Annotated in this window: 25 protein-coding genes and 2 pseudogenes; 23 read left to right on the top strand and 4 right to left on the bottom strand. The window is 41.6% G+C overall.

Annotation, left to right across the window (positions count from 1 at the left end; genetic code table 11):
* Positions 1 to 2 precede the first annotated feature (2 nt).
* Positions 3 to 725, bottom strand: a pseudogene (locus tag L1028_RS10915) (polyphosphate polymerase domain-containing protein).
* Positions 726 to 943: 218 nt separating this feature from the next.
* Here L1028_RS10915 and L1028_RS10910 point away from each other — a divergent pair.
* The 3 genes from L1028_RS10910 to L1028_RS10900 all read left to right on the top strand — a co-directional run bounded on the left by L1028_RS10910 (position 944) and on the right by L1028_RS10900 (position 3,669).
* Positions 944 to 2,185, top strand: coding sequence for a purple acid phosphatase family protein (locus L1028_RS10910; RefSeq protein WP_234533705.1), 1,242 nt, complete (start codon positions 944 to 946; stop codon positions 2,183 to 2,185).
* 124 nt (positions 2,186 to 2,309) lie between these two features.
* Positions 2,310 to 3,059: a MerR family transcriptional regulator gene (locus L1028_RS10905; protein WP_234533703.1), complete on the top strand. Its 750-nt coding sequence runs from the start codon at positions 2,310 to 2,312 to the stop codon at positions 3,057 to 3,059.
* Between the two features lie 265 nt (positions 3,060 to 3,324).
* Positions 3,325 to 3,669 (top strand): cellulose binding domain-containing protein, encoded by a 345-nt coding sequence (locus L1028_RS10900; RefSeq protein WP_234533701.1) that lies wholly within the window; start codon positions 3,325 to 3,327, stop codon positions 3,667 to 3,669.
* A gap of 349 nt (positions 3,670 to 4,018) precedes the next feature.
* Here the strand turns inward: L1028_RS10900 and L1028_RS10895 are convergent, their stop codons facing one another.
* A complete protein-coding gene (locus L1028_RS10895) occupies positions 4,019 to 4,759 on the bottom strand; it encodes an SDR family NAD(P)-dependent oxidoreductase (protein WP_234533699.1) in 741 nt (246 codons plus the stop codon).
* A gap of 131 nt (positions 4,760 to 4,890) precedes the next feature.
* Between L1028_RS10895 and L1028_RS10890 the strand changes: the two genes are divergently transcribed.
* Genes L1028_RS10890 through L1028_RS10880 form a run of 3 tightly spaced genes read left to right on the top strand, consistent with a single transcriptional unit; the run spans position 4,891 to position 6,879 of the window.
* Positions 4,891 to 5,784, top strand: coding sequence for a LysR family transcriptional regulator (locus L1028_RS10890; RefSeq protein WP_234533697.1), 894 nt, complete (start codon positions 4,891 to 4,893; stop codon positions 5,782 to 5,784).
* 49 nt (positions 5,785 to 5,833) lie between these two features.
* On the top strand, positions 5,834 to 6,133 hold the full coding sequence (locus L1028_RS10885; RefSeq protein ID WP_234533695.1) for a hypothetical protein: 300 nt from the start codon (positions 5,834 to 5,836) through the stop codon (positions 6,131 to 6,133).
* 41 nt (positions 6,134 to 6,174) lie between these two features.
* Positions 6,175 to 6,879 (top strand): SAM-dependent methyltransferase, encoded by a 705-nt coding sequence (locus L1028_RS10880; RefSeq protein WP_234533693.1) that lies wholly within the window; start codon positions 6,175 to 6,177, stop codon positions 6,877 to 6,879.
* A gap of 98 nt (positions 6,880 to 6,977) precedes the next feature.
* Here the strand turns inward: L1028_RS10880 and L1028_RS10875 are convergent, their stop codons facing one another.
* The gene (locus L1028_RS10875) at positions 6,978 to 8,192 is read right to left on the bottom strand and encodes an MFS transporter (RefSeq protein ID WP_234533691.1); all 1,215 of its coding nucleotides are present in this window, start codon (positions 8,190 to 8,192) and stop codon (positions 6,978 to 6,980) included.
* Between the two features lie 187 nt (positions 8,193 to 8,379).
* Between L1028_RS10875 and L1028_RS10870 the strand changes: the two genes are divergently transcribed.
* The 6 genes from L1028_RS10870 (at position 8,380) to L1028_RS10845 (ending at position 13,208) form a co-directional block, all read left to right on the top strand.
* Entirely contained in the window at positions 8,380 to 9,354 is a 975-nt protein-coding gene (locus L1028_RS10870; RefSeq protein WP_234533689.1) for a phosphotransferase enzyme family protein, read from the top strand.
* Positions 9,355 to 9,414: 60 nt separating this feature from the next.
* The gene (locus tag L1028_RS10865) at positions 9,415 to 9,900 is read left to right on the top strand and encodes a DUF3888 domain-containing protein (protein ID WP_234533687.1); all 486 of its coding nucleotides are present in this window, start codon (positions 9,415 to 9,417) and stop codon (positions 9,898 to 9,900) included.
* Between the two features lie 187 nt (positions 9,901 to 10,087).
* Positions 10,088 to 10,423: a hypothetical protein gene (locus L1028_RS10860; RefSeq protein WP_234533686.1), complete on the top strand. Its 336-nt coding sequence runs from the start codon at positions 10,088 to 10,090 to the stop codon at positions 10,421 to 10,423.
* Between the two features lie 21 nt (positions 10,424 to 10,444).
* Positions 10,445 to 11,566 carry a DNA polymerase III subunit beta gene (gene dnaN / locus L1028_RS10855; protein WP_234533684.1) on the top strand — a complete coding sequence of 374 codons (1,122 nt, stop codon included), beginning with the start codon at positions 10,445 to 10,447 and terminating at the stop codon, positions 11,564 to 11,566.
* A 133-nt stretch (positions 11,567 to 11,699) separates the two neighbouring features.
* Positions 11,700 to 12,584 carry an EFR1 family ferrodoxin gene (locus L1028_RS10850; RefSeq protein WP_234533682.1) on the top strand — a complete coding sequence of 295 codons (885 nt, stop codon included), beginning with the start codon at positions 11,700 to 11,702 and terminating at the stop codon, positions 12,582 to 12,584.
* Positions 12,585 to 13,208 carry a hypothetical protein gene (locus L1028_RS10845; protein ID WP_234533680.1) on the top strand — a complete coding sequence of 208 codons (624 nt, stop codon included), beginning with the start codon at positions 12,585 to 12,587 and terminating at the stop codon, positions 13,206 to 13,208. It begins immediately after the preceding gene.
* Positions 13,209 to 13,319: 111 nt separating this feature from the next.
* On the opposite strand, the gene L1028_RS10840 is transcribed toward L1028_RS10845, so the two are convergent.
* Positions 13,320 to 13,937, bottom strand: coding sequence for a nitroreductase family protein (locus tag L1028_RS10840; protein ID WP_234533678.1), 618 nt, complete (start codon positions 13,935 to 13,937; stop codon positions 13,320 to 13,322).
* 265 nt (positions 13,938 to 14,202) lie between these two features.
* On the opposite strand from L1028_RS10840, the gene L1028_RS10835 reads away from it, so the two are divergent.
* The 11 genes and pseudogenes from L1028_RS10835 to L1028_RS10785 all read left to right on the top strand — a co-directional run bounded on the left by L1028_RS10835 (position 14,203) and on the right by L1028_RS10785 (position 24,742).
* A complete protein-coding gene (locus tag L1028_RS10835; RefSeq protein ID WP_423803033.1) occupies positions 14,203 to 15,045 on the top strand; it encodes a DUF2785 domain-containing protein in 843 nt (280 codons plus the stop codon).
* Between the two features lie 207 nt (positions 15,046 to 15,252).
* On the top strand, positions 15,253 to 15,696 hold the full coding sequence (locus L1028_RS10830) for a helical membrane plugin domain-containing protein (protein ID WP_234533675.1): 444 nt from the start codon (positions 15,253 to 15,255) through the stop codon (positions 15,694 to 15,696).
* Between the two features lie 39 nt (positions 15,697 to 15,735).
* The gene (locus L1028_RS10825; protein WP_042126690.1) at positions 15,736 to 16,914 is read left to right on the top strand and encodes an NAD(P)/FAD-dependent oxidoreductase; all 1,179 of its coding nucleotides are present in this window, start codon (positions 15,736 to 15,738) and stop codon (positions 16,912 to 16,914) included.
* A gap of 159 nt (positions 16,915 to 17,073) precedes the next feature.
* Positions 17,074 to 17,706 carry an SGNH/GDSL hydrolase family protein gene (locus L1028_RS10820; RefSeq protein ID WP_234533673.1) on the top strand — a complete coding sequence of 211 codons (633 nt, stop codon included), beginning with the start codon at positions 17,074 to 17,076 and terminating at the stop codon, positions 17,704 to 17,706.
* A 369-nt stretch (positions 17,707 to 18,075) separates the two neighbouring features.
* A complete protein-coding gene (locus L1028_RS10815) occupies positions 18,076 to 18,660 on the top strand; it encodes a YhfM domain-containing protein (protein ID WP_234533671.1) in 585 nt (194 codons plus the stop codon).
* A gap of 40 nt (positions 18,661 to 18,700) precedes the next feature.
* Positions 18,701 to 19,447 carry a type I methionyl aminopeptidase gene (gene map, locus L1028_RS10810; protein WP_234533669.1) on the top strand — a complete coding sequence of 249 codons (747 nt, stop codon included), beginning with the start codon at positions 18,701 to 18,703 and terminating at the stop codon, positions 19,445 to 19,447.
* 16 nt (positions 19,448 to 19,463) lie between these two features.
* A pseudogene (locus L1028_RS31660) lies at positions 19,464 to 19,936 on the top strand (type 1 glutamine amidotransferase family protein).
* Positions 19,937 to 19,960: 24 nt separating this feature from the next.
* Positions 19,961 to 20,785, top strand: a complete 825-nt coding sequence (locus L1028_RS10800) for a hypothetical protein (RefSeq protein WP_234533667.1) — start codon at positions 19,961 to 19,963, stop codon at positions 20,783 to 20,785.
* Positions 20,786 to 20,893: 108 nt separating this feature from the next.
* Complete coding sequence (locus L1028_RS10795; RefSeq protein WP_234533666.1) at positions 20,894 to 22,153, top strand: MFS transporter; 1,260 nt, start codon at positions 20,894 to 20,896, stop codon at positions 22,151 to 22,153.
* A complete protein-coding gene (locus L1028_RS10790) occupies positions 22,150 to 23,454 on the top strand; it encodes an alkaline phosphatase family protein (RefSeq protein ID WP_234533664.1) in 1,305 nt (434 codons plus the stop codon). The genes L1028_RS10795 and L1028_RS10790 overlap by 4 nt, the downstream gene beginning before the upstream one ends.
* A 205-nt stretch (positions 23,455 to 23,659) precedes the next feature.
* Positions 23,660 to 24,742, top strand: a complete 1,083-nt coding sequence (locus L1028_RS10785) for a nucleotidyltransferase domain-containing protein (RefSeq protein ID WP_234533662.1) — start codon at positions 23,660 to 23,662, stop codon at positions 24,740 to 24,742.
* Positions 24,743 to 24,803: the final 61 nt, after the last annotated feature.

The raw sequence follows: 24,803 nt of genomic DNA, 5'->3' as shown, positions 1-24,803 counted from the left end.
AATCAATAATCCTCCCAAGTGTTGGTTTTTAGAAATTTGCGGCAGATCACGTATTTGGAAGCGGACTGTCTGTTCAGCCCCTCTAACTGCAGCGCAATTTTAATGTATTCCGGAATGTATTCATCGAATTTCACTTCAAAAATAATGAAGTTCTCATCAATCGCTCGAATCGATGCAAATCCTTATCAAAAATATCCGTCGAATGCAGACCGGTACGTAATTCTTTATCGAACGTGATCCGCACGTTGCCGTTATGGCAAACATAGGGCTCGCGAACATAATCCACGATGACCTTCGGCCGAAGCAGGTTATGGCGCATCTGATTGTATAATTCCATGAACAGTGGACTGTCAGGGACATTCAGAGACATTCAGGACCTCATAGTAGCCTGCCATGATCTCGTCGTACATTTGACGGGTCAGCGGCTCTTTAATTTTGGCGATATAATCGTCCATTTTGATTTTTTTCTCAAAGTGAATGATGTTGTCTTGAATGTTGTAGATACGAATACGATATTTGGCGCGTTCTCTGAGACCTCCGAGTTTGTCGGCAAGCGCCGAGTTGTTAATGTCGTCAAAATACAAACTGCGAATATGATATTCGCCACTCTCATTGGCATGCTGGTCTGTATCAATCAAACTCTGTAATCGCAGGCGCAATGCAAGGTATTGATGATAGTTAATGAAGAATTTTAGCTCATGCCGGAATTGTAGCTTGTTACTCATTTTCCCACCTCGTTTCTATCTCTATCTCTGCCGTAGGCTAACCTTCTTGCACAACTAATTCTAGGAGACAGACCTTATGTTTAACTTAAAATAGACTGAATGTTAGCTGAGTGTTTTACACTGCGTTAACAAAAGTATAGATCTATAGATTTGACTTCTGACTTTCTGGAAGGCTATCTTAGTTAGAAGACTAGAGAGACATTTAAGGAGGAGCCGTGATGAAAGACTATAAATTCGCCATCATCCTAGGGATAGTAGTGATTGTTCTGATCTTGGTGGCTATTGGAATGGAGTGGTCCAAATCCGGGAGCTCCAAGAAATCACCAGCCCCGTATGATCTTGTTACCACCTTTAAGGGAGATGCGGGAACGAGTCGTGCGTTTACTTGGTATACTAGTGAATCCAGTGCTGGAGGAGTTCTGGAGTTAGTAAAGGGACAGGTGTCCTCTTTTGTAGAATTGGATGTACTAAGGGTAGAAGCAAATAGTAGAGCCATAAAAACAGACAATGGTACCAGAGGTGTTCATAAAGCGGAGGTTACAGAACTTGAACCTGGGACGTTATATTCTTACCGAGTGGGCAGCGGACTTGAGGGAGAATGGAGTTCAGTTGCGGAATTCACCACAGAAGAGGTTGGACTAGATAGTGTTAGATTTATCAACGTCGCGGATTCCCAAGGGGAGAGTGCGGATGATTTTAAACTGTGGGGGAAGACATTGAGCAAGGCCTTTCAGACCTTTCCAGAGGCCAAGTTTATTGTGCATAACGGTGACTTAACGGAGAACCCGGAGGATTCGGCGGGCTGGGATCAATTTTTTGGTAACGTGCAAGGCTTGCTTTCTGGTATACCCTTAATGCCTGTTACGGGAAATCATGATGAGATTGATGACGATGCGACGGACTTTACTTCCCATTTCAACCTGCCAGATAACGGGGCAAAAGGTTCTATTGCAGGCATCTCATATTCTTTCGATTACGGTCCTGTACATGTGTCTGTATTGAATACAGAGAGCAATTTGAAAAAGCAAGCGGAGTGGCTGAAGCAAGATTTGAAGAGCACGAATAAGGAATGGAAGATTGTTGCGATGCACCGTCCGGCATACGGGGGGAATTCATATAAGAAGGTTGAAGATTGGACAGATATTTTTGATGCATACAAGGTCGATCTGGTGCTGCAGGGTCATAATCATGAATACTCCAGGTCCTACCCGTTACGGGCTGGAAAAATCGTTCCTGAAGGTGAGAATCCGGTAGGTGCTAAAAAAGGTACGGTATATGTGGTGACCAATGCTTCCGGAGGGAAATTTAACGAGAAAAAAGTGGATCAGTTTTATCATGCGGTGCATTTTCAAAACTACAAGCAAATGTTCGCAGGGATTAGTGTTACCAAGGATAGTTTGACTTATCAGGCATATGATGTGGATGGTAAGATGCTGGATGAATTTGTGCTTACGCATTAAGCAGTAGTAGCTTTCTTCACCGTTGAGGTGGAGAGGGCTTTTTTGGGATTCTTCTGGATTTTTGATTTGACACTCCTCTTAGGGGAGGCATTAAGCTACATAAGGAAAGGAGGAATGAGCAACATTGTACACGGTAAAAGAAGTATCGGAACTGTCCAAGGTTACGATTAAAACGCTTCATCATTATCACAAGATCGGTCTTCTCTTACCAAGCAGGATAAGTGATGCTGGATACCGGTTGTACGGAACGAAAGAGCTGGAACGTTTGCAAGAGATTCTATTTTACAGAGAATTAGAATTTTCTTTAGATCAAATCAAGGAAATGATGGAGCATCATTCCGACAGGTACTCTATTCTTTCGCAGCAGGCGGAGCTACTCCTTGTCCGTAAAGCCAGGCTGGATACGATTGTTCAGACATTACGTAAATCTATTGGTTATTTAAAGGATGGGGAGCACATGGATAATAAGGAAATGTTCGAAGGATTTGAAAGCGAACGAGAATGGAAAGAAGCTCTGATCGAGCAAAATCAATATTTGAAGGAATCGTATGGGATGGACTCTATTAAAGTTGTACCAGAAGATGTTCAGGATATGAATGAACAAGCGCTTGAAGGCATGACATTTATGAATAAAATAGCAAGTTCATTAAGAGAAGGGATAAAACATAACGATAAGGAAATAGAGAATTTGATTCGATATCATCTTGAATTTATGAACAAACATGGCCATAACATATCTGCGAAAGACTTTGCAGCGCAGACTCAATTTTTCTTAAGTGATGACTTTCATCTTAAAATGCTTGAGAGTCAGCAAACGGGGTTGGCTTATTATCTTTCTGCAGCAGCAGAGTCGTTTGCGGCAATAAATCAATAAAATAAACCGAGAAACGGATGCCATCTCAAAAGGAGGCATCTGTGCTTGTAAAATGTAATCTAAGGTGTGAAAATGGTACGATTTTTAGAGACAAACTTCATGAGAATACAACCATTTTCTCTCGGTAAATTTCGGATACGACAGTAGCTCCTACCGCAGCATTGAAAGTACAGATGTATAACGGAACATTGTCTGCTTCAGGAAATACGTTGAATCCAAAGTTCAAGCTGGTGAATACGAGCACAAGTGCTGAGCGCTCTCCAATGTGAATTTAAGATACTATTACACGATTGATGGAGAGAAGCCACAAAGCTTCTTCTGCGATTGGTCACAGGTGGGAAGTGTGAATGTAACCGGAATATTTGTTAAATTGCCAACAGCTAAAGCGAATGCGGATTATTATCTAGAGGTTGGCTTCTCGAGTGCAGCGGGTTCACTTGCTGCGGGTGCGAGCATCGACATCCAGGTGCGTGTGGCTAAAGAGGACTGGACGAATTACACTCAAACCGGAGATTATTCCTTTAATGCGGTAGATACGAACTATGTAGACTGGAGCAAAGCACCAGCATACGTGTCAGGAAATTTGATTTGGGGTAGTGACCCTAACTAAAGATCATCACCAGTAGTACTGAGGAGGCTGTCCTAGAAGTAGAGAAATCTACTTTTGGGGCAGCTTCTTTCTATATAAAACAAACCAGACAACAGACGACGTGTGCATAAAAAACCAAATAGGGAAATCCTTCCTATAAATAGCCGATTTTAGCTTTAAATGATCGAAAATAGGGAAATCCTCCCTATAAATCAGGGCAATTTCTTTATTTTACAGCAAATCAGCTAAATTATAGGGAGGTTTTCCGTAATTATTAGTTGGACGGGTAGTGATCTTAGAGTTATAGGGAGATATTCCCTGAATATTCTAGCGGCGTTTCATTTGACATTCCATTTGCTGGTTTTAGTTGTTACAACGTTTGTCCACTATCTACCGTAATGATCTGTCCGGTCATTGCTTCCTGTTCGAGTGTTGCGCAGACGAATTGAGCGATATCGTCAGTGGATGATATACGCTGGAGCAGCAGATTAGGTGCTAATTTATGCATCTGTTCTTCTCGACCAGACCACCATCTTGTAGCAACAGCTCCCGGAGCGACACAGTTCACTCTAATAGTTGGAGCTAGCGCATGGGCTAGAGATTTCGTGAGGCCATGAACAGCAGCTTTGGAGACCGCATAAGGAAGGGAAGAGCCTAAGCCAGTTTGTCCGGCGATGCTGCCGAGATTAACGATGGCGCCTGAGGCGCTTTTGTTCATATACGGTGCAACTGCTCTGGCGCAGAAGAACATTCCTTTCACATTTACATCATATAGTTCATCCCAGACTTCCTCCGTTGCTTTTTCCAGATCACCCAGCGCAATATGTTTAGTAATACTGGCGTTATTCACCAGTAGATCTACCGTCCCAAAATGCTGAATAATCGAATGGACCATACTTCGCACTTCCTGATCCTTAGAAACATCGGCTTGTACTGCTATCGCTTGTCCACCTTGATTTATAATCGTATTCACAGTTTCATTAGCTTCTGCCTCGGATCTAGAATAGTTGACTGCAACAAGGGCTCCGCGTCGGGCTAATTCCAGACTTACAGCCGTGCCAATTCCAGTACCTCCACCAGTTACTAAGGCTACTTTATTGTTAAGATCCATCCTTATTCACTCCTTTTGTTGGCGTATGTTGTTGATATAGAGTATTCTATAGTGATTATTGGATTTCGTATAATTGAATTAATTGAAGGTTCCGTTCAATTTATTTGAATTAAGTAGTGGAGGGCTCAGGAATGGATCTAAAAACAATAAAAACCTTTCAAGCAATTGTGATTTCAGGTAGCTTTAACCGTGCAGCAGAGGAATTGAATTATGCCCAATCAACGGTCACGATGCAAATGCAGAGGCTTGAATCCGACTTAGGATGTCAACTGCTTGAGCGGGGAAAACAAATCTGCTTAACAGAAGCTGGTAGATTGTTTTATGAAGAAAGCTTACATATTGTTAAGGATATGGAGCGGTTACAGAGTCGTTTGGCCGATTTGAAGATAGGCGAGGCTGGCAACGTCCGCATAGGGGTAACAGATCCGACGGCGAGCTACCGTTTGCCGCAGCTGTTAAGTAGCTTTATGACGCAGTTTCCGAAAGTGAAAGTCTCCGTGGAGATCGCGGGAACCTCTGCACTCAGTGAACTACTTTTGCGAGGCGAAATTGATATGGCTGTATGTTCAGCGCCAGAGCTGGGTAAGGAGCTTTATTTTGAACCTTTATTTACGGAGGGATTTGTGTTACTTATGCCAGAAGAGCATCCGCTAGCTTCCAAGGAGAATATTACACCAGAGGATTTACAGGAGCATCGGTTACTTATTACGGCAGCAAACTGTCCTTATCGCAAAAAATTAGAAAGTGTGCTACAGGAATCAGGTGGAGCACCATTCGATACTATGGAGATTGGAAGCATGTCGGCTTTAAAGTATTTTGTGGAAAGTGGCTTAGGTGTCGCTCTTGTCCCTGAGATAGTCTTGAATCCGGCCCCTGCAGGAACGGTAGTGCGAAGATTGGAGGGAAAGGTTATCGATATGACCTGTGGAATCCTATGTAAACTTTCGGATTATCCGTTCAAGTTAGCGAGCTCCAGATTGTATCATTTTTTAAAGCAGGAGCTATCCGCGACAAGGATATTTTGAATTTTAAACGAATTGTATATATTAGGAAAAAAAGAGAGGGCGGTGCTTGATGTTTTTAAGGAGAAAATTCAGTTTCTGGTTTTCGATTATTAGTATCATCATCTGTCTAGGTGATTATTTGGGGATCGGGTTTGCAAACATCATTCTTGTACGACTTAATCCGATTATAGATACGCTGATCTTTATGAAGCCTTTTGCAAACTGGATGGTTGATGCTAATAATACGGAATGGGCTGCAAGCAGTATATTGATCAGCGTCAGATTTCCTACGTATGTAATTCATTTTGGGACGTTCCTGATTCTAGGACTTCTTATAGATTATCTTATATATATATTTAAACAGAAGTAAAAGCGAGCAGTATTAGTCGAAATGAGAAAAGGTGAGATGAGATGAGTGGAGTAGAGGGAAAGCTTGAGTTGGAGAGGATTGTTTTTATAGGAAGGACCTATGAGGAATATTTGCAGATGTTTAATTTGAAAGAAGCGGATCTTGTAGGCGGGCGGATTTTGGATTGTCCTGCGGGTGCCTGTTCTTTCACGGCGATATCCAATCAATTGGGGAGTAACGTAACTGCTGCCGATATTGCTTACTATTACTCTACGGATGAGCTTGCGGACAAAGGTGTTCAAGATATCGAGCATGCTATGTCTGAACTGAGTAAGGTACAGGATAACTTTGTGTGGGACTACTTTGAGTCTATAGAGGATCTGACACAAGCGAGAATTAAGGCTTTAAACGATAATATCAAGGATCAGAGACAAACCCCGGAGCGATATGTTCCTGTGGTTTTACCTGATTTGCCATTTAATGATGAGGCTTTTGATCTGACATTGTCTGCACACTTCCTGTTTATGTATAGTGATCGGCTGGACTATGATTTTCATCTAAGGACTGTTAATGAGCTTATGCGGGTGACTAGAGGAGAGCTTCGTATTTTCCCATTAGTTGATCTGTCCTGCCAAAGATATGAGCATTTAGATCGCCTTATCGATGAGCTGGTTCGCCAAGGTTTCGCTGTGGAGGAGATGAAGGTTCCTTATGAATTTCAAAAAGGGGCAAATCAGATGCTAAGTATTAGAAGAAGGAACCCATAAATAGATAGCTATAGTTTGTTAAAAAACACGAGGGCGTCCCTAAGCCATTTTTATCGCTTTGGGGGCACCCTCTTTTTTAAATATAGCCCTATAAAATATTACGCCACTCTCTCTTTACGCTCAGCTACATAACAAGCAATTCCCAGTACCAGACCGAGTCCTACCAGAACAGCACCGACCCATGGCAGCGAAGTAATCGCAAGATGAGAAATGACCCATCCGCCGATGAAGGCACCTGTTGCGTTTCCGAGATTACCTGCGGAGTGGCTAGTTGTAGAAGCAAGTGCAGGTGCGGACTGAGCCAGACTCATGATCCTTATTTGAAGTCCTGGCATGACCGCAAAGGATACCAAACCCCAGAAGAATATTGTGATGACCGCAGCTACTGGACTATGCATTGTGAAGGAAAAGATCGTAAGAATGACACTAACCGCGAAATAAAGTCCCACGATAGAAGGCATCAGCTTCCAATCTGCAAGCTTCCCACCAACGATATTCCCGATGGTTACACCACAGCCGAAGAGAACTAAAATCCATGTCACACTATGCTCGGCAAAGCCGGTAACTTCCATTAGCAGTGGCGCTATATAAGTGAACACTGTGAACAAGCTGGCGTTACCAAGCGCACCGATCAGTAAGAATAGAAGCAGTTTAGGATTAGCTAGCGCAGAGATTTGCTGGATTACACTAGCAGGTTTGTCTTGTTTAATCTTTGGAATGAAAATAAGAATGCCGATTAGTGCAGCGACTCCCATGACTGCTATCGCAGCAAATGAGGCGCGCCAGCCCATGTATTGCCCAATAAATGTTCCTAGAGGAACACCGACGATATTAGCAATCGTTAGACCAGCCATCATAATGGATACGGCTCCGGCCCGCTTATTGGGCTTGACCAGATTAGAAGCGATTACTGCACCAACGCCAAAGAAAGTCCCGTGTGTTAAAGCTGTGATGATACGAGCAACCATAAGAACGGCATAGTTTGGAGCAAATACAGAGATTCCGTTGCCTAGAATAAATAATACCATGAGCAGGCATAACAGTTTCTTTTGCGGAATTCGTTGTGTAAGGATGGTTAGAATAGGAGCACCGACGGCTACCCCAAGGGCATACATCGTGATCAGCTGGCCTGCTGTTGAAATACTAACCTGTAAATCCTTGGCGACATTTGGTAAAATACCCATGATGACAAATTCAGTCATTCCAATGGCAAAAGCGCCTACTGTAAGCGAAAGAATAGAGATGGGGAAAGGTTCTTTGCGTGTTTTTTCCACACGGGCGGGTTCCTTGTTGAGGTTTGGAATTGCGTTCATGGTGCCAATGTTCAACCTTTCTTCTGTCTGTAATGAAGCTCCACCCTTATTAAGATGATAGATCCGACATGTAGTACTGCTTTATATTATTTAGTTTTCTGAAATTATTTTCAAGAGAAATATTTATTTCAGATAGTTTTCATATTAAATAATCATTGAAAGGATGGATTATTCATGATGGAACTTAATGGTACAAAAAATGAGAAATAATTATAAGCAAGCAGCTTTAATGGCGCTCCAGCACTTTGACCTCGATTGGACTCAGATTCGTTTCAATCAACTATCGGACACCTGCACTTTTGTAATAGAGACTAATAAAGAGGGAACTTTTTTGCTGCGTCTTCACTCGGGGAGATCTAAAGAGGAAATTAACTCTGAAATCGCGTGGCTGGAGCTTTTGAAGAGGAAAATCGATGTGCCCCTGCCAAAGGGCGTTCATGATCGAACAGGTTCTGTTACGTTCAAAGTGGAGCAAGGTAATGGGGATGGTATATATGCATCGTTAATGCGCTGGGTTGAAGGCGAACATGCGAACGAAAGACTTACCGAAGGGCAAATTTACAAAGAAGGCGTTCTATTAGCCAAGCTACATAAAGCGGCACAGGAGCTTGAGTTACCTCCAGGTTTTAATCGTCCCGTGTGGGATGAACATAGCTTTAGAAAAGCAATGCTCCGATTAAAGCTGCACTACCATAGTTTTCTTTCGGATGATGAGTTCGTGCTGTATCAGTCTGCGGCTGAGAAATTATACGGCTGGTTAAGCAAGCAGCATAAAAATAAGAACAGAAGGACTTATGGGGTCATCCATGGTGATTTACATCAAGGGAACATCATATTTAAAGAGGGTGAACCTCGACCGATTGATTTTGGAAGATGTGGCTGGGGCTATTATCTTTATGATGTGGCACATACCATTTTGGGAATATATCCTCTGCAAAGAGAACTAGTCATTAAGGGGTATGAGAGTGTTATCAAGCTTGATGGGGAGTGGGTTCAGACGTTAGAGCATTTTACGGTCATGGTTATGATCGAAAATTATTGCCATCATGCACCCGACCCTAGAGAAACCGAGGGACTGAAAGCAGAACAGCCTTATGCGCAAGCGATTCTAAGGAATTATCTTAAGGGAGATCCCTTTCTTTTTAACACAATTGAGATTTAACGTATAAAAATAGGGCCTCTTTGGGGAATTTATTAAAAGTTCCCTAAGGAGGCTATTTTGATGAAAAAAAACTGGATTGCTCCTCTTCTTATCGCAGTTATGTTCTTGCTGGGGCAACAACCTTGCTCCGCTAATGGGCTTGTTCAACCGCAAGCCGAGGCTCCGTCCAGATCTGATTCGGAACCGAAGCTTCCAGATCAGGATTCCCGCGAGCTCATGTACAAAGACACAATGATGCTCTTTCTTTTACCCCATATTGAGAAAAAAATCGCTGAGATCTATGCACCACTTCTGACGATAACTCCGACAGTGTATCCTTATTTAGTAGAAGTTACAGATATGAAGCGAGTGAATGGATTTCGACGGTTTGATTTCTTAATTACACTCAACATACACCCTACAGTGGGTCCGCATCTTTCCGTTGGAGAGGATACTATGACTTTTAGAATCACTCCTGGTCCTAAGGTGAAGTTAGAATCATTCAAGCATTTGAGAGACCCGCGTAAGTCTGACCTTACACCAAATTATCAGAATATCTTGAGATAGAGCCAGAAAATACACCTATATGGCCACGCATCTTGAGTGCACAGAAGTGTTGTTCCGATATGGGACCGCTCCATTATGGAGTGGTTTTTTGTGTTGTGTATATGGTGGATGAAAGCACAATATGGTATTATGAAAATAGTGGATATATTGAATTAAGTAACTAAATTCAAACTATGAGGTGTAAGGATTGAGTGATCATAAATTCGAAGAGGAACACAGAGATGGGATTTTAAGCGAAATCAAAGCTAAAGTCACAAGCGATATCACAAGTAACTCTAAGAATAAAGTAAAACTAGGCGTATCTACTAAAGACGGGCAGTTAGGGTTCCTTTTTACAAGGGGAGGTCTTCGGGAAGGTGCAGGCAGAAAAAGCACTGGTGTAACTAAAAAGGTATCTTTGACGTTATCTGAGGAAGTTTGGCAGGAGATAGAGCAGGCTTGTGCGGATCAGAACGCATCTCGCTCCCAAGTATTTCGGAACATCATTGAGGGACATTTTGCAAAGGAATCTAAGGAGAGTTAGGTGAAGTCTTTGCTAATCCATGTGTCAAAAGATTCTCTCAGCACTGCATTACAAGCAGCCTTAAAAGCTATATCCGCGAATAGTTCCTCCCGTGTTCTTTCCGGAATACATATTCAGGCGCAAACTCAGGGTCTGATATTAACAGCCAGCAATTTAAGAATGACCATTGAATATAAGCTCCCTGTGAAAATGGATTCGATGATAGTACACAAACCAGGTGAGATCGTAGTTCCCGCGCGTTATTTTTATGAGATCATTCGTAAGCTTGATCCTGGACTAATTAGGCTGGAAATCGTAGAGTCATTGATTTTAAACATTCAATCAGGGAACACTCAATTTCGTTTATGTGGAATGGATGCGGCAGAGTTTCCGAGAATCCAATATATAGATCATCCAAACTTTCAAAGGATTAGCATGAAGAACACCCTCTTGAAGCAAATATTTAAAAGAGTAGTTTTTGCGGTCTCTTCATCGGAAACCAGACCTGTGCTGACAGGCGTATCACTTCAAATTGATAAGCGAAATATACGTGTTGCCGCCACTGATGGCATCCGCCTCGCCCAGCATGTTATTGAAAGTGTAGAAGATTACGGTGCAATTCCTTTAGATGTTGTAATCCCAGGCAGCACCCTTGAGGATCTTTTGAAAATATTAAACGATAATACAGACAGCAGCACCGAATTAGAAATAGGCCCTAAGCAAATCAGATTTATTTCTAATGGATTGAGGGTTCAGTCTGCCCTTCTAGAAGGAACTTATCCCTCTGTCAATAATTTAATCCCAAAAGCGTACCTCTCCGAAGTGATTGTTAAGACAGACCGTTTGTTACATGTAGTTGAACGTATTTCAATATTGGCTGGTGAGAGTGTTATGCTCAGCGTACTTCCTTCTAACACGCTTAGTTTAGTGTCCAAGACTGCAGAAATTGGGGATGTAAAAGAAGAGATTCCTTTGGAGCATCTAGAAGGTGAACACTTTCGAGTTTCATTTAACGGCAAGTATTTCAGAGACATCCTTCGGGCGATTGATTGTGAGACGCTTAGAATAAGGTTCGCGGGAAAAGAAAGGCCGCTGGTGATCCTACCTGTAGACGCATCTTCGTCCACACTTTTTTTAATTACTCCTGTGAGGACGCAGAATTAAGGATGTGATTATACGCAGTAATTGAGTAGACTGGGTGAATAGCTGCAACTGAGTCCGATTTATCCTAAATATACCTTCAACCTCACAGCTTCTCTAACGAGAGTGACTTATATTTGATTTAGGAGGGGATGAAATGCATAATGCGAAGACGGCTATAGTTTATTTCTCAGGAACTGGAAATACGGAACTTATTGCTAAGCAATTTGCTGAAGAACTAAGTAGTAGCGGGCAAGACGTAGATTTGTTTAGAATGGAAGATATTCTAAAAGGCTCTCGTTCTGTCAAATATGAATCCTACGGCCTTATTGGCATAGGCCATCCGGTTCTAGGTTTTGGCGCATCCGGATTTGTTGAACGTTTTGTGGAACAGTTGCCTGATTGTAATGGAACCCCTGCCTTCGTGTTCAAGACAGCCTCTTCTCCACACTATATTAATAATGGAGCTTCGAATACGGTTCTGCGTTCTTTGCGTGAAAAGGGGTTTACACCCTTCCACAATTCCATTTTGGCGATGCCATGCAATTTTTATATTAAATATGATGACAGATTGAATAAGCAGTTGTATCAGGTCGCTCAGCATAAGGTGAAGTTATTTGCACAGGAAATCGTGAATCGGATTCCACGGAACTTGCGGATTCATCCAGTGCTGGAGAGAGTGCTGAGAACGGTATATTATTGTGAGGAAAGCCAAGGGGGAAAATACTTCGCCAAAGGATTGCGAACAACTGACTCTTGCACACGATGTTTGAAATGTGTTAGAAGCTGTCCAACTTCTAATATTACCAACAGCCAAGATGGGATTATATTCAGTCAAAATTGCTTATTATGTATGCGTTGTGTTTATTCTTGTCCTCAGAAGGCGATCCAAGCGACACGGCTTAAGGCTAGCGTAGTAGACCCCTATACTGGAGGCCCAAAACTTCATAAACTAATGAAGGATTCTGAGAATGATGGAAGGTTTGTAACTCCAAAGTCCAAGGGCTACTACAAGCATTTCATTAAATACTTGGAGGATTGAATGATGAATCTGTTTCAGATAGGATCGAAACCGTTGGGGACCGAACGAATCACAGCATTTTTAGAGGATAATTATGTGAGTATCGGCTACCCCGGAATAGGAGATTTGGAGAACATCAGTATGGAGAAAATAAATGATCGGTTGCTTCGTACTTACAAATTCAGTGAGCTGGAGCTTACAGAACATATGCAAGCCATTCAACTATTCGTACATACGATGCAGGATGGCGATTATGTGCTGGTGTGTGATGGAGATTGGGTACATCTGGGTGATCTTGGAGATTATTTTTACAATGAATTATTTGACACGCCAGACATCGGTACATGCCATCGGCGTGGTGTAACTTGGCTGAAAAGTCTTCCTATAACCGATCTAAACGCAGGGGTAAAAGAGTTTCTTAGCGATAGTGGAGTGGTTAAACAGTATAAGGGACCGATGCCTAGTGCTCGTGTGGATCTGTGGATTACAGGTTCTTCTGATTCAGAGCAAACGGTGAGTAATCGAGAGCATGTGGATGAAGAGACATTAACAATGGCGCTTGATATTTTGAAAGAAGCACTTGTCAGTGAGGATGCCGAACGACGGGAACGAGCAGCAATTGCAATTCTTCAGTATGCTAAGTAGTCGAGAAAGGTTTCAGATCCACATCCATCCTCATAACAAAAGCGTTCCATCCGTGATGCAAAAATCGGATGGAACACTTTTGTCATATCTATCGGTATCTTTCAATTACCCTTAGATAAATTCAACGAATTCATTGACCGGCTTACGATAGCCACGTGGTCTGATTTTATGTTTCTTATCTTTGCCGATAGTGATCAGCATAACAGGTACCATATGATCGGGGAGATTTAAAGTAGCTTGAATGGATTCCGGATCAAAGCCGATCATCGGGCAGGTATCCCAGCCTTTATCTTTGGCAATCAACATGAAGTGCATGGCGGAAAGGGAGGCATTCCGTATAGCTTCATCTCTTTGAAAAGCATCATTTTCTGCGTAAGCATTGTTAATTGTTTCTATCTCTGCATCATAATCCTCTTGGCTCATCGCCCCTAAAGCTTTAAGTCCACCGTAGATTTCTGGAGCTTTCAGATAAGCATGTTTATCTCCGAGTACTACAATTACCGCTGAGGCGGAGTGTATTTTATATTGACCGTAAGCCGCCTTACGAATCTCTTCTTTTAAATTCTCATTAGAAACCACTTTATAATTGGTATGTTGAAGATTATAAGCCGATGGCGCCAATCTGGCGTAAGAGAACATTTCCTCTAGTTCATTCTGAGGTATCTTCACCCCTTCAACAAAATTCATAGCAGACCTGCGGGATTCAATTAAATCTGTAAAAGTGCTCATGAGTTATTCCTCCATAATGTGTATGTATTTGCTTGTTAATTATAAATAAGTGACATTTATAAATAAACTAACTATTTGTTACTAACTCAAAATAGCACAGTTAATTATATTCGTCAATGATTAAATTCACTTCATGTAGCTTCAGCCTTCTAAGTCCTTCGAGTGTTCGAAGAATAAATCCTATGTTGTAAAATATTGGGATGTAAATTAGGATATTAGGATAAGAAAAATTAAAATTGCTTCTATTAATGAAAGGGTGGGAATGTTGAACGATACTAGAGAGCAGTTGATAATAGACCTGCAAAGAATTGAAGAGAACGATTACGAGCTTAGAAGTGGGGAGCAATTAAGGGATTATGTGAAGCTGATGCTTGAGTATATAGGAGATCCACAGCCGATGCTACGAGATGACTTGATCTATTCCACCTTTTACAAATGGATTAACGAGAAACAATGGTTTAGTGATGTGGAGCTTCGTGAACTACTTTTGATTCTCCTTGACGAGAAGCATTTGTTCTATCACATTGGCAGTAAAGAAGATCAGGCTGTGTTCACAAGAACATTTTCTGTGCTGGTCGTTGCGCTGATTCTTCAGCGGCATAGGGAACGGGCTTTTTTAGATAGCGCTGAGTTTAAAAATGTGAAGGAAGCTCTGATTAGATATTATGAGGAAGAACAGGATTTACGAGGATTTATGCCAGAAGAAGGCTGGGCACACGCTGCAGCCCATGGCGCAGATGCCTTGGATGAACTGGTACGGTGCTCAGATAGTGATGCTGCAATCCGGGAAGAGGTTTTGGCAGTCATCCAAAGGATGCTTTACAACGATCAGTACATATTTAGTGACGAAGAAGATGAACGGATCGCTACGATTGTAGCTACAATGATAGATCATCATTTACTTCCACAACAATCTATTGCCGACTGGATCCGCAACTTGGAGCAATGTGGAGGGTGGCCGAGAAGCCGCGGCCAGTACGTTGCTCGTGTGAACACTAAAAATTTCGTTCGTTCTCTGTATTTTAGATTGCTACCAATAAAGAACAATCCGGCAATGGTCGAGGCTTTATTGAAAGCGGAGATGAATTTGAATAAATTTACACAATAAGCATTTAATCATCTATGCGTGTATAAATAATATCGAAAATTATGACTAATTTATTTTAATGTAATAAAAATCACAAAACTTTGGAAAAATTCAAAAACTTTGTGACATTTATAACTTGATAAGTGCTATAATAGAAATATGGCGTTATAAGTTATTATTTTTAAATACTATTAAGCAGCAAAGCTTATTTGCAGAGGAGATTCGGATATGTCAGAAACAATCACTCAAACACAACCTGAACAAGAATCACCAAAATTAGCTGTCACTCAAGAACAAATGAATGTTCTGGAGCAGCTATTGAAGCCTGAAGTTCAGGAGTCGTTAACTGTCTTAGTGGAACAGTTGCCAAAATTAACAGAGCTTGTCGGCGTGCTCACAAAGTCATATGACTTTGTTCAAACTGTCGCTGCGGATGAAGTCTTGAAAAGTGATACGGTAAGTGCAATTAAAGAACTTGCTGAACCAGTGGTGCATTCGGCGAAGAATATGGCAGCTACAGTGATCGAAGCGCAAGATCGTGCGAATGAAAGCAAAGAAGTGATCGGTGTATTTGGTCTTATGAAAATGATGAAAGATCCACAAGCACAGAAACTTTTCCGTTTTGTAAATGCTTATCTTCAAGTTGCCGGCGAACGCAGTCAACAGAAATAATATTTTTTATATCTCATTCGTAAGGACGGAGGAAACATCATGTCTAAACATATTGTCATTCTAGGAGCGGGTTATGGTGGTCTACTAAGCGCCTTAACTGTACGCAAATACCTGAAGAAAGACGAAGCTAAAATTACAGTCGTTAATCAATATCCTACTCATCAAATTATTACAGAATTGCATCGTCTTGCAGCGGGTAGTGTTGCAGAAGGTGCTGTTGCTATGCCACTAGCTAAGCTTTTTGCAGGTAAAGATATCGACCTGAAAATTGCAAAGGTGAATTCTTTTTCTGTTGAGAACAAACAAATTACACTATCTGATGGTGTGACATTGTCCTACGATGCTTTAGTTGTGGGTCTTGGAAGCACTACGGCTTATTTTGGCATTCCAGGTCTTGAGCAATACAGCATGGTATTGAAATCGGCAGCAGATGCTAACAGAATTCATCGTCATATTGATGAGCGTATCCGTGAATATGCGAAGTCTAAAAATCCAGCGGATGCAAGCATCCTAATCGGTGGCGGTGGCTTAACAGGTGTTGAACTTGTTGGTGAAATCGCTGATGTGTTGCCAACGCTCACTAAGAAATATGGCGTGGATCCTAAAGAAATCAAACTGATGCTGGTTGAAGCAGGTCCTAAGATTCTACCAGTATTGCCAGATGCACTGATCGAACGCGCAGTGGCAAGCTTAGAAAAACGTGGTGTTCAATTCTTGACAGGTCTACCTGTTACGAATGTTGCGGATAATGTCATTGACTTGAAAGACGGTCAAAAAATTGTTGCTAACACCTTCGTATGGACTGGCGGCGTACAAGGAAATCCACTGATTGGTGAGTCCGGTCTTGAAGTGAACCGTGGTCGTGCAACGGTAAATGAATTCTTGCAATCCACATCACACAAAGACGTATTCGTTGCTGGCGACAGCGCCGTTGTTTTTGCCGAAGATGGTCGTCCATATCCACCAACTGCACAGATCGCTTGGCAAATGGGCGAATTGATCGGGTACAATCTTTATGCATACTTGAAGGATAAATCATTTGAATCCTTTAGTCCGATCAATTCAGGAACGCTTGCGAGCTTAGGTCGTAAAGACGGTGTAGCCATCGTTGGTGCTAGCTCAACTCCGCTAAAAGGATTACCTGCAACCTTGATGAAGGAAGCAAGTAATATTCGTTACTTGTCTCATATTAAAGGGTTGTTTAGCTTAGCATATTAATTTTATTACTTGGAAAACCTGCTCAGATTTGAGCGGGTTTTTTGTTGATCTCTAGTGGTTTCTACCATGAATTGTCAATGGTTGTCCTAGTACGTAGTATTCATTTTTGATATAATAGATTGGCTAATATTAACAGAGGAAATAGGGGAGGATTACGTGATGTTATTCCGGCAAAACGATGTCATTCTGTTTCAAGGCGACAGTATAACGGATTGTGGTCGCAATTATGAAGATGCTTCATCGCTTGGTGTAGGCTATGCATTGATGATCGCCGCTCGTCTGGGGCATTTATATCCTGAGAAGAATCTTACGTTCTATAATCGTGGAATTAGTGGAAACCGTGCAGTAGATTTGCAGGAACGCTGGGAGAAGGATTGCCTGAATCTGAAGCCGACTTGGGTATCCATATATATTGGGATTAACGACACTTGGCGCCGCTTTGATTCTGGTCAGGAAACAACGCCTGAACAATTTGAAGCTGCGTATCGTGACCTGATCGAACGCACGCAACATTCGCTCGCTGCAAAATTAGTCTTAATCGAGCCATTCGTGTTGCCTGTCCCTGAAGATCGTAAAACCTGGCGCAAGGATCTGGACCCTAAAATTCACATCGTTCGTGAACTGGCACGTGAATATGGTGCAACCCTTGTACCGCTGGATGGCCTGTTTGCTGCGGCATCCGTGAAAGCAGAACCTGCTTATTGGGCTCCGGATGGAGTACATCCATCACCTGCGGGCCATGCACTTATTGCAGATGCTTGGCTTAAGACGGTAGGTGCAATTAAAGCTTAATCTTCTGATCATATCACTACATATTTACTTGATTCTATAAGACTAGAACCACTCATTAAAGGAGCAGGTTGTAGTCTTTTTTTAAAATATAAGAATTTATATGTTCCATGCTATAAATTATCCTTATATTTCTCGCTCAAACACTTGCCGTCCTTATAGGGACGCCGAAGACGTTTATGCTTGTAACGGTTCGGAAAGTTGATTTCTTTATATTTATCGACGCTGTTATAATTGGGTTATGTTTCTTTTCTTTTCTTGGAGGCGGTTTGCATTAGGCATTTACTGTGTGTTGTATCTTTGTTAGTAGTTACGCTGTTAAGCGGATGTAAGAATGATGTTGGATTCATCAATGCTAGGTGGATCACCGGAGTGTCATTAACCTCAGTAACAACTAATGATCAGAATCAAGCTGACCATTCAGGACATTCCGAGACCCTTATGCTGAAGGACTCTAATCTGATTAAGACGCTTGCGGAGGCTATGAACAAGAGCAATAAATTATTGGGAGAGCTGGATTGGGCTCCTGAATTTAGAATGAATCTTGTTTATGGTGATGGTTACTCGAAGGATTATTACATAGCAATAGGTGATGAACCCGGCTATAAAGGAGTTTTTACTACAGCTGAGAATGGTGGTCAGGGCTACTCTATTCCGGTGAAAAATTCGGATCAATTAAGGAAACTCATTTTTGGGACAGCAGATCAGGCGAACATAGAACAGACGGAGTCGCTGGAGTCTTCTGTTAAGGTTACAGGGCCAGTAACGATATCATATAATGACCTCTCACCGGTAACTACTAGAGCCGTATTCTTGAATCTGCAGCTTTTAGATGGAACAAAGGGGTATTCGATAAAGCTTGATAAAGTCGATGATCATAGCTTCAAGAGAAGTTATTACGATAATGTTGCGGGTAAACGGATAGAAAATATTTTTCAGTGGGATGGAAGAAGTTAGACAAGTGATTCATACCAGAAGTGAGAGGAATGTGTGATAGATGATCAGTGATACCATACAAGATTTAGAAGGGCTAAAAGCGATAGGGAAAGTGGTAGGACATACCATCGCCGAGATGAAAAAGAAAGTAACTCCAGGTATGACAACAGCGGAGCTTGATAAGATTGGAGCTGGAATTCTAGCGGAATTCGGAGCATCCTCAGCCCCAATGAAAACGTATAATTTTCCAGGCAGCACCTGCATCAGTGTGAATGAAGAGGTTGCTCACGGGATTCCTGGTCCTAGAGTGATTAAAGCTGGTGATTTGATCAATATTGATGTATCTGCTGAGCTAAATGGTTATTATGGGGACGCTGGAGTTTCTTTTCAATTGCCACCTTATAATGAGGACATTCTTCGTCTATGCCAGAGTGCAGAGGAAACTATGATGAGCGTGATCAATCATTTGAGAGCAGGGATGAAGGTCAATGAGATTGGCAGAATGATGGAACTTGAAGCTCGGAAACGTGGCTATAGAGTAGTACGTAATCTGTGCAGCCACGGGATTGGCAAATCACTGCATGAGAAGCCTTTTGAAATCTTACCTTTCTACAATCCAAGAGTGACTACAGTATTAAAAGAGGGACAGGTGATTACGGTTGAGCCCTTCCTTTCTACTGGAGCAGACTACGTGGAGCAGCAGTCGGATGGATGGACACTGAGCGTTGTAGATAATGGCCGGGTAGCACAGTTTGAACATACGATCATTGTGACGAAAGGTGAGCCTATTATCCTAACCAAGCCATAAAGAGGAGAGTGCGAATTTGAAAATCGCCTTTGTACTTTTTAACGGGATTACGTTCTTGGGTTTTGCGGGGTTCTATGATGTTATTTATCGATTGGGGCAATTTGAAATCTGCAAAGAGTTGTCTTGGGATATATGTGCAGCGTCGGAGGAAGTAACGGATGAGTTAGGTTTCACAGTTAAAGCTGGAAAAGTGCTGCCAGAGCTTTCGGAGTATGACATGGTATTTGTACCTGGAGGAATGGGGACGCGGAAACTTCGTTATGATCTACTACCCATCCATCTGCCTATGAATTACTAAAACCTTACTGTGAAGAAGTTGTGAAGACCCGTATTGTGCATGATGGTAATGTGATTACAGGTGGTGGAGTTTCCACTTCCATTGATCTGGGGTTATATCTGATTTCACACTTGGCTGGAGAAGCAGCGATGAATTCGGTAAAAAAGCAGATTGATTATCCATACGAGATGCAGGGGATTGTTCAAATCTAAAGGTAAATACCGGAGGGACCAGAGATGGCTGGACAAAAAATGACGATTATGCTGTTTCAGCAATGGGTAAGCGATAAGGAGCAGTGGGTACAGCTTAGAAATTTGCTGATGAAGGAGAGCAATCTTCCTGGGCCGCGAGTGAATTTGGAGCTCTCAGGAAATTTCGCCAAACATTTTGCTCATCCTAAACTAACAGAAACAGACTGGGAGTTTCTTAATTCATGGGCTAATCTTACAGAGGCAGAAGCTGGGGTGAATGATCCCCGTGAGTTTCTGCCGTTTTGTGCGGTTAGAGCGTTGGGTGCTTATTACAGCTACGCTAAAGAAGATCAGCAAGTTATGATTCAGAGCATCATTAAGACAGCTATGAACGACTCTAGGTGGAGGATGCGTGAAGCGTCTGCTATGGCGCTGCAAAGTATAGGGGAGGATGGCTTTGCCCTTGTCAGGCAGCTGATCGACATGTGGGAGGAGGGTGCGAATGGGTTTGAACAACGAGCTTTTGTAGCAGCGTTAGCGCATCCTCCTCTTTTAAAAAAGAAAGAGAATACGCTTTATTGTCTTCAGTTGGCTACTCGAATCATGGAGAGTATGGGGAGTGGGGAAGTACAATATGAGGACGCTGAGCATTTTCGTGTATTATCTAAGGGACTTGAATACAGCTTAAGTGTATTTATGGCGAGTGAACCTGAAGCGGGTTTTGCCATGCTGGAGAAATTCGCTAAAAGCCCTGATAACCGAATTATTAAGATTGTGAAGAGTAATCTTGGTAAGTCGCGTTTGAGTAAAAAGTATGCTCTACAAGTTGCTGAGATCCTTAAGAGTTTGACAATACAGGAGAGAACATGAGGATCAGCTCTCCATTGAAATTATGAAGTGTAGTTTTACATGCATTTAACATGCCACTTATGCTTAAGTGATATAACAGAAGGAACTAGGTGAAAAGGTGGCTGTTAGATGAAACTAAGTAAAGAGGAAAAATCATGGATTTTATATGACTGTGGAAATTCGGCTTATTCGATGGCGGTTACAACGGCTTTACTTCCCATTGTTTTTGGGATGTTTTCGAATGTTAACAGCAGCATGGATTTGGGGTATTTTAATTCCATAGCGAGTATTCTGGTGGCCGTCCTTAGCCCGATTTTAGGGACGATGGCAGATTATAAAGATAAGAAAAAACGCTTCTTCATATTTTTCTCATTGATCGGCGTGATAGCTACTGCTTCGCTGGCATTCGTTGCACCTGCGAGTGGGCAGTGGCAGTTATTGATTGTATTTTATATTTTGTCAGTCATAGGTTTTGCCGGGGCCAATATTTTTTATGACTCTTTTCTGGTGGATGTAACCACGGATGAAAGGATGGATAAGGTATCCTCAAAAGGGTTTGCTTATGGATATATCGCCAGCGTTATTCCATTCGGTATCAGCCTACTGCTGATTCTGTTTATGGGGATGGATAAATCGATCGGCTATCAGATTGGATTTATAATCACTGCCCTTTGGTGGGGACTGCTGACCATGCCTATGATCAAGGATGTGCAGCAAAGATATTACATAGAACCTGAACCAAAACCGATCATTAATAGCTTCAAAAGACTGGGAGACACGTTTAAAAATGTAAGACAGCATAAAGTAGTATTTGTATTCTTGATCGCCTACTTTCTCTATATTGATGGGGTAGATACGATTATTAAAATGGTAGTGCCATATGCCACATCGGTACTGGGTGCGGATGCTTTTGATACCTTCACTTTACTGGGGATCTTATTAGTTATCCAGATCATCGCATTTCCATGTGCTATCTTGTACGGTAATCTCGCCAAAAAATACTCAGCTAGAACGATGATCATCGTGGGGATTTTTACATATATTATTTCTTGTATCGCGGCTTACTTTATTACTTCAGTGTGGCATATATTTATTCTGGGAGCTCTAATTGGTTCCGCCCAGGGAGGGATTCAGGCACTCAGCAGATCTTATTATGCGAAGATTATTCCTAAGGAAAAATCCAATGAATTCTTTGGGTTTTACAATATTTTTGGCAAGTTTGCGGCGATTGTTGGCCCTGCTGTAATGTCTTTAACAACTACCTTAACAGGCAATGCTAAATTTAGTATTTTAGCGATTATCCCACTATTTATTATTGGATTCTTCGTATTTATAACTTTACCAAAAGAGCAGCTAGAACAAGATGATCCGAAGGGACTTATCCTATGAAGTCAAGCAAAGAACAAACGGCAATGGCTAAACATCTGATTGTTATCTCTTACGATGCCTTTTCAGAAGACCAATGGGAAATGGCCAGCCGTCTTCCAAACTTATCGAAATTGATTAAGAGCGGAGCGCATAGTAATCAATTAAAAAGTGTATATCCCACGCTCACTTATGTGGTGCACACTACGATAGCAACCGGTGTATATCCGGATAAGCATGGTATCCACCATAACAATCCATTTCAGCCGTTTGTGAAGGAAAAGGAGCAAAGCTGGTTCTGGTTTCGAAATGCGGTAAAGGTGCCCACGATTTACGATGCTGCGCGTGAGCATAACATGAGTACCGCTGGGATCCTCTGGCCGGTATCAGGGAAATCCTCAATCCAATACAATATTCCTGAAATTAGAGCCATCAACAACGAAAATCAGGCACTGAAGGTGTTAAAAAGCGGGAGTCCGCTATATTGCATCGAGATGGAGCTGAAATACGGGCGGATTCGAAAAGGGATTGAGCAGCCCTATCTGGATGACTTCACGACTAAGTGTGCGATAGAAACGATTAAGCGTAAAAAGCCTAATCTTCTTATGATGCATTTGATTGATCTGGATGACGCCAAGCATGTTTACGGCACTGACAGCGATGAAGTGAAGCGGGTAATCACACGTATGGATAAGCGGTTAGGTGATATTATACAAGCAGTGGATGAAGCCGGGATAAAGGATGACACGGTTTTTTTAGTTTTGGGTGACCATGGCCAGTTCAATGTTCGGTACAAAGTGCATTTGAACAACCTTTTGCGGGAAAAAGGGTTGATCTATGAAGAGAACGGCGAAATGAAGTGGAGAGCTTACTTTCAGTGCGGGGGCGGAGCCGCTTATCTGCATATCAAACAAGGTGATGAAGAAGCTGAACAATTAGCATTAGCTGCGATTCGGGAGGATATGAGAGATGGCGCTTCTGGCATAGAGGAATTGTATACTAGAGAGCAGCTGAATCAACTTCATGTAGGCCCATCTACTAAATATATGCTTGAAGCTAGGAGTGGCTATTGTTTCGATGAGAGCATGGATGAACCTGCGATTGTTGATTTGGACAAACAAGGGATTAAATATGCTACGCATGGCTACTCTCCCGATAAAGAGGATTATAGATGCAACTTGGTGATCTCAGGGAATAAGGTGAAAAGTGATTTTCCCTTAGGGAATCTCAATATGGTAGATATAGCTCCTACGATGGCAAAGATTTTAGGGATTGATTTTAATCCTTGTGACGGAAGACCTTTAGATGAAATTTTCATTTACTAAAGCAAGCTGTGAGAAAAGCATTCATAATTACTAGATAACGCGTTGGTAGAGAAGAGCCGTACTCTCGCCAGCGCGTTATTTGTTTACCTAGAAGGAGGAGGAGGGCTTGTACTTGGTATAGATTGATTATAGATAAAGTCGGAATACTTACTGGAGCTATAACCATATACAATGGAATTAATATGGATTAAGAGGAGAATTGGATATGGATGCTGATATTAGACAAAAAATTTTAAATAAAAATGACAGACTTATTTGTATGGTTATTGAACGTGCTAAGAGAGACTTTCCTGATGACATTGCAATCATTGGGCTTACAGGTTCTTTCAGTACCGGAGATTTCCATGAAAAAAGCGATCTTGATCTAATCATAATTAATAACACGGCCCAAGGCTGGGGGATATCTTCGTGTTTTATTTTGGAGGATGTTGGCTACGACCTATATTGTACGCCATGGGAAACAAGGATAGAAGATCAAGCGAATCTTGAGAGCCCGATGATTTCGAGTCTGATAGATTTAGAGCTGTTATATTGTGCGAAGCCCGAATATCTGGAAAAGCTAAATTTATATAAACAGAGAGCACTCGATGCGTTGGCAAAGCCTATAGGGAGTGAATGTATTAGTAGAGCGAAAAAGAATATAGACATAGCAAAACAAGAATATACGAATACATTACTTTCTGAAGATATCGGAGCAGTGAGATATGCATCATGCGAAGTTGTATACAATTTGGTAAATGCTCTAACACATTTGAACAATACCTATTTTAAAAGGGGACTTAAGAGATACCTGGAGGAAATAGCTACGTATCGTTATGTTCCTGATGATTTTGAAAATATATATATGGCTGTGATCGATGCGAAGACTATCGTTGAAATCAGAAGTGCATCATATAGATTTTTAGAAAGCGTCAATGATTTATATAATAAAATGTATAAAGATTTTGTGATTCAGCCTGTCCCAACCTATGATAATCTTGGTGGCACCTTTGAGGAATTATGGTGTAACAGCCGCAATAAGGTTATAGCAAGTGTGGAATTAAATGATAAATCTTATGCTTATTATGCAGCCATGGGCATACAAAATTTTCTTGATGAAATGACAGAATCAAGGGGAACAAAAAAGTTTGATATTATGCAGTATTTTGATTCAGATCATCTGCATTTATTTAAAGAGCAGTTCCTGCAGGTCATGGATGAATATCTGGAAGAATATAATAAGGTGGGAAGGAAAGTTGAACGATACGATACTTTTGAGGAATTATATAACGAATACATGAAGGTGTGATAGAGAAGAGTACCAGATTACGAATTTTCGTAGTCTGGTTTTTTCATTTTTTATGGAACGA

Source organism: Paenibacillus pseudetheri (assembly GCF_924513355.1).
Classification (GTDB): domain Bacteria; phylum Bacillota; class Bacilli; order Paenibacillales; family Paenibacillaceae; genus Paenibacillus_AQ; species Paenibacillus_AQ pseudetheri.
This window is presented reverse-complemented; position numbering and strand designations above follow the sequence as displayed.

Bases quoted from the DNA above. Each gene is read 5' to 3' on its own strand.
- L1028_RS10910 (WP_234533705.1), top strand. From the start codon at position 944: ATGAAAGACTATAAATTCGCCATCATCCTAGGGATAGTAGTGATTGTT.
- L1028_RS10895 (WP_234533699.1), bottom strand. From the start codon at position 4,759: ATGGATCTTAACAATAAAGTAGCCTTAGTAACTGGTGGAGGTACTGGA.
- L1028_RS10890 (WP_234533697.1), top strand. From the start codon at position 4,891: ATGGATCTAAAAACAATAAAAACCTTTCAAGCAATTGTGATTTCAGGT.
- L1028_RS10885 (WP_234533695.1), top strand. From the start codon at position 5,834: ATGTTTTTAAGGAGAAAATTCAGTTTCTGGTTTTCGATTATTAGTATC.
- L1028_RS10880 (WP_234533693.1), top strand. From the start codon at position 6,175: ATGAGTGGAGTAGAGGGAAAGCTTGAGTTGGAGAGGATTGTTTTTATA.
- L1028_RS10875 (WP_234533691.1), bottom strand. From the start codon at position 8,192: ATGAACGCAATTCCAAACCTCAACAAGGAACCCGCCCGTGTGGAAAAA.
- L1028_RS10870 (WP_234533689.1), top strand. From the start codon at position 8,380: ATGGTACAAAAAATGAGAAATAATTATAAGCAAGCAGCTTTAATGGCG.
- L1028_RS10865 (WP_234533687.1), top strand. From the start codon at position 9,415: ATGAAAAAAAACTGGATTGCTCCTCTTCTTATCGCAGTTATGTTCTTG.
- L1028_RS10850 (WP_234533682.1), top strand. From the start codon at position 11,700: ATGCATAATGCGAAGACGGCTATAGTTTATTTCTCAGGAACTGGAAAT.
- L1028_RS10845 (WP_234533680.1), top strand. From the start codon at position 12,585: ATGATGAATCTGTTTCAGATAGGATCGAAACCGTTGGGGACCGAACGA.
- L1028_RS10840 (WP_234533678.1), bottom strand. From the start codon at position 13,937: ATGAGCACTTTTACAGATTTAATTGAATCCCGCAGGTCTGCTATGAAT.
- L1028_RS10830 (WP_234533675.1), top strand. From the start codon at position 15,253: ATGTCAGAAACAATCACTCAAACACAACCTGAACAAGAATCACCAAAA.
- L1028_RS10825 (WP_042126690.1), top strand. From the start codon at position 15,736: ATGTCTAAACATATTGTCATTCTAGGAGCGGGTTATGGTGGTCTACTA.
- L1028_RS10820 (WP_234533673.1), top strand. From the start codon at position 17,074: ATGTTATTCCGGCAAAACGATGTCATTCTGTTTCAAGGCGACAGTATA.
- map (WP_234533669.1), top strand. From the start codon at position 18,701: ATGATCAGTGATACCATACAAGATTTAGAAGGGCTAAAAGCGATAGGG.
- L1028_RS10800 (WP_234533667.1), top strand. From the start codon at position 19,961: ATGGCTGGACAAAAAATGACGATTATGCTGTTTCAGCAATGGGTAAGC.
- L1028_RS10795 (WP_234533666.1), top strand. From the start codon at position 20,894: ATGAAACTAAGTAAAGAGGAAAAATCATGGATTTTATATGACTGTGGA.
- L1028_RS10790 (WP_234533664.1), top strand. From the start codon at position 22,150: ATGAAGTCAAGCAAAGAACAAACGGCAATGGCTAAACATCTGATTGTT.
- L1028_RS10785 (WP_234533662.1), top strand. From the start codon at position 23,660: ATGGATGCTGATATTAGACAAAAAATTTTAAATAAAAATGACAGACTT.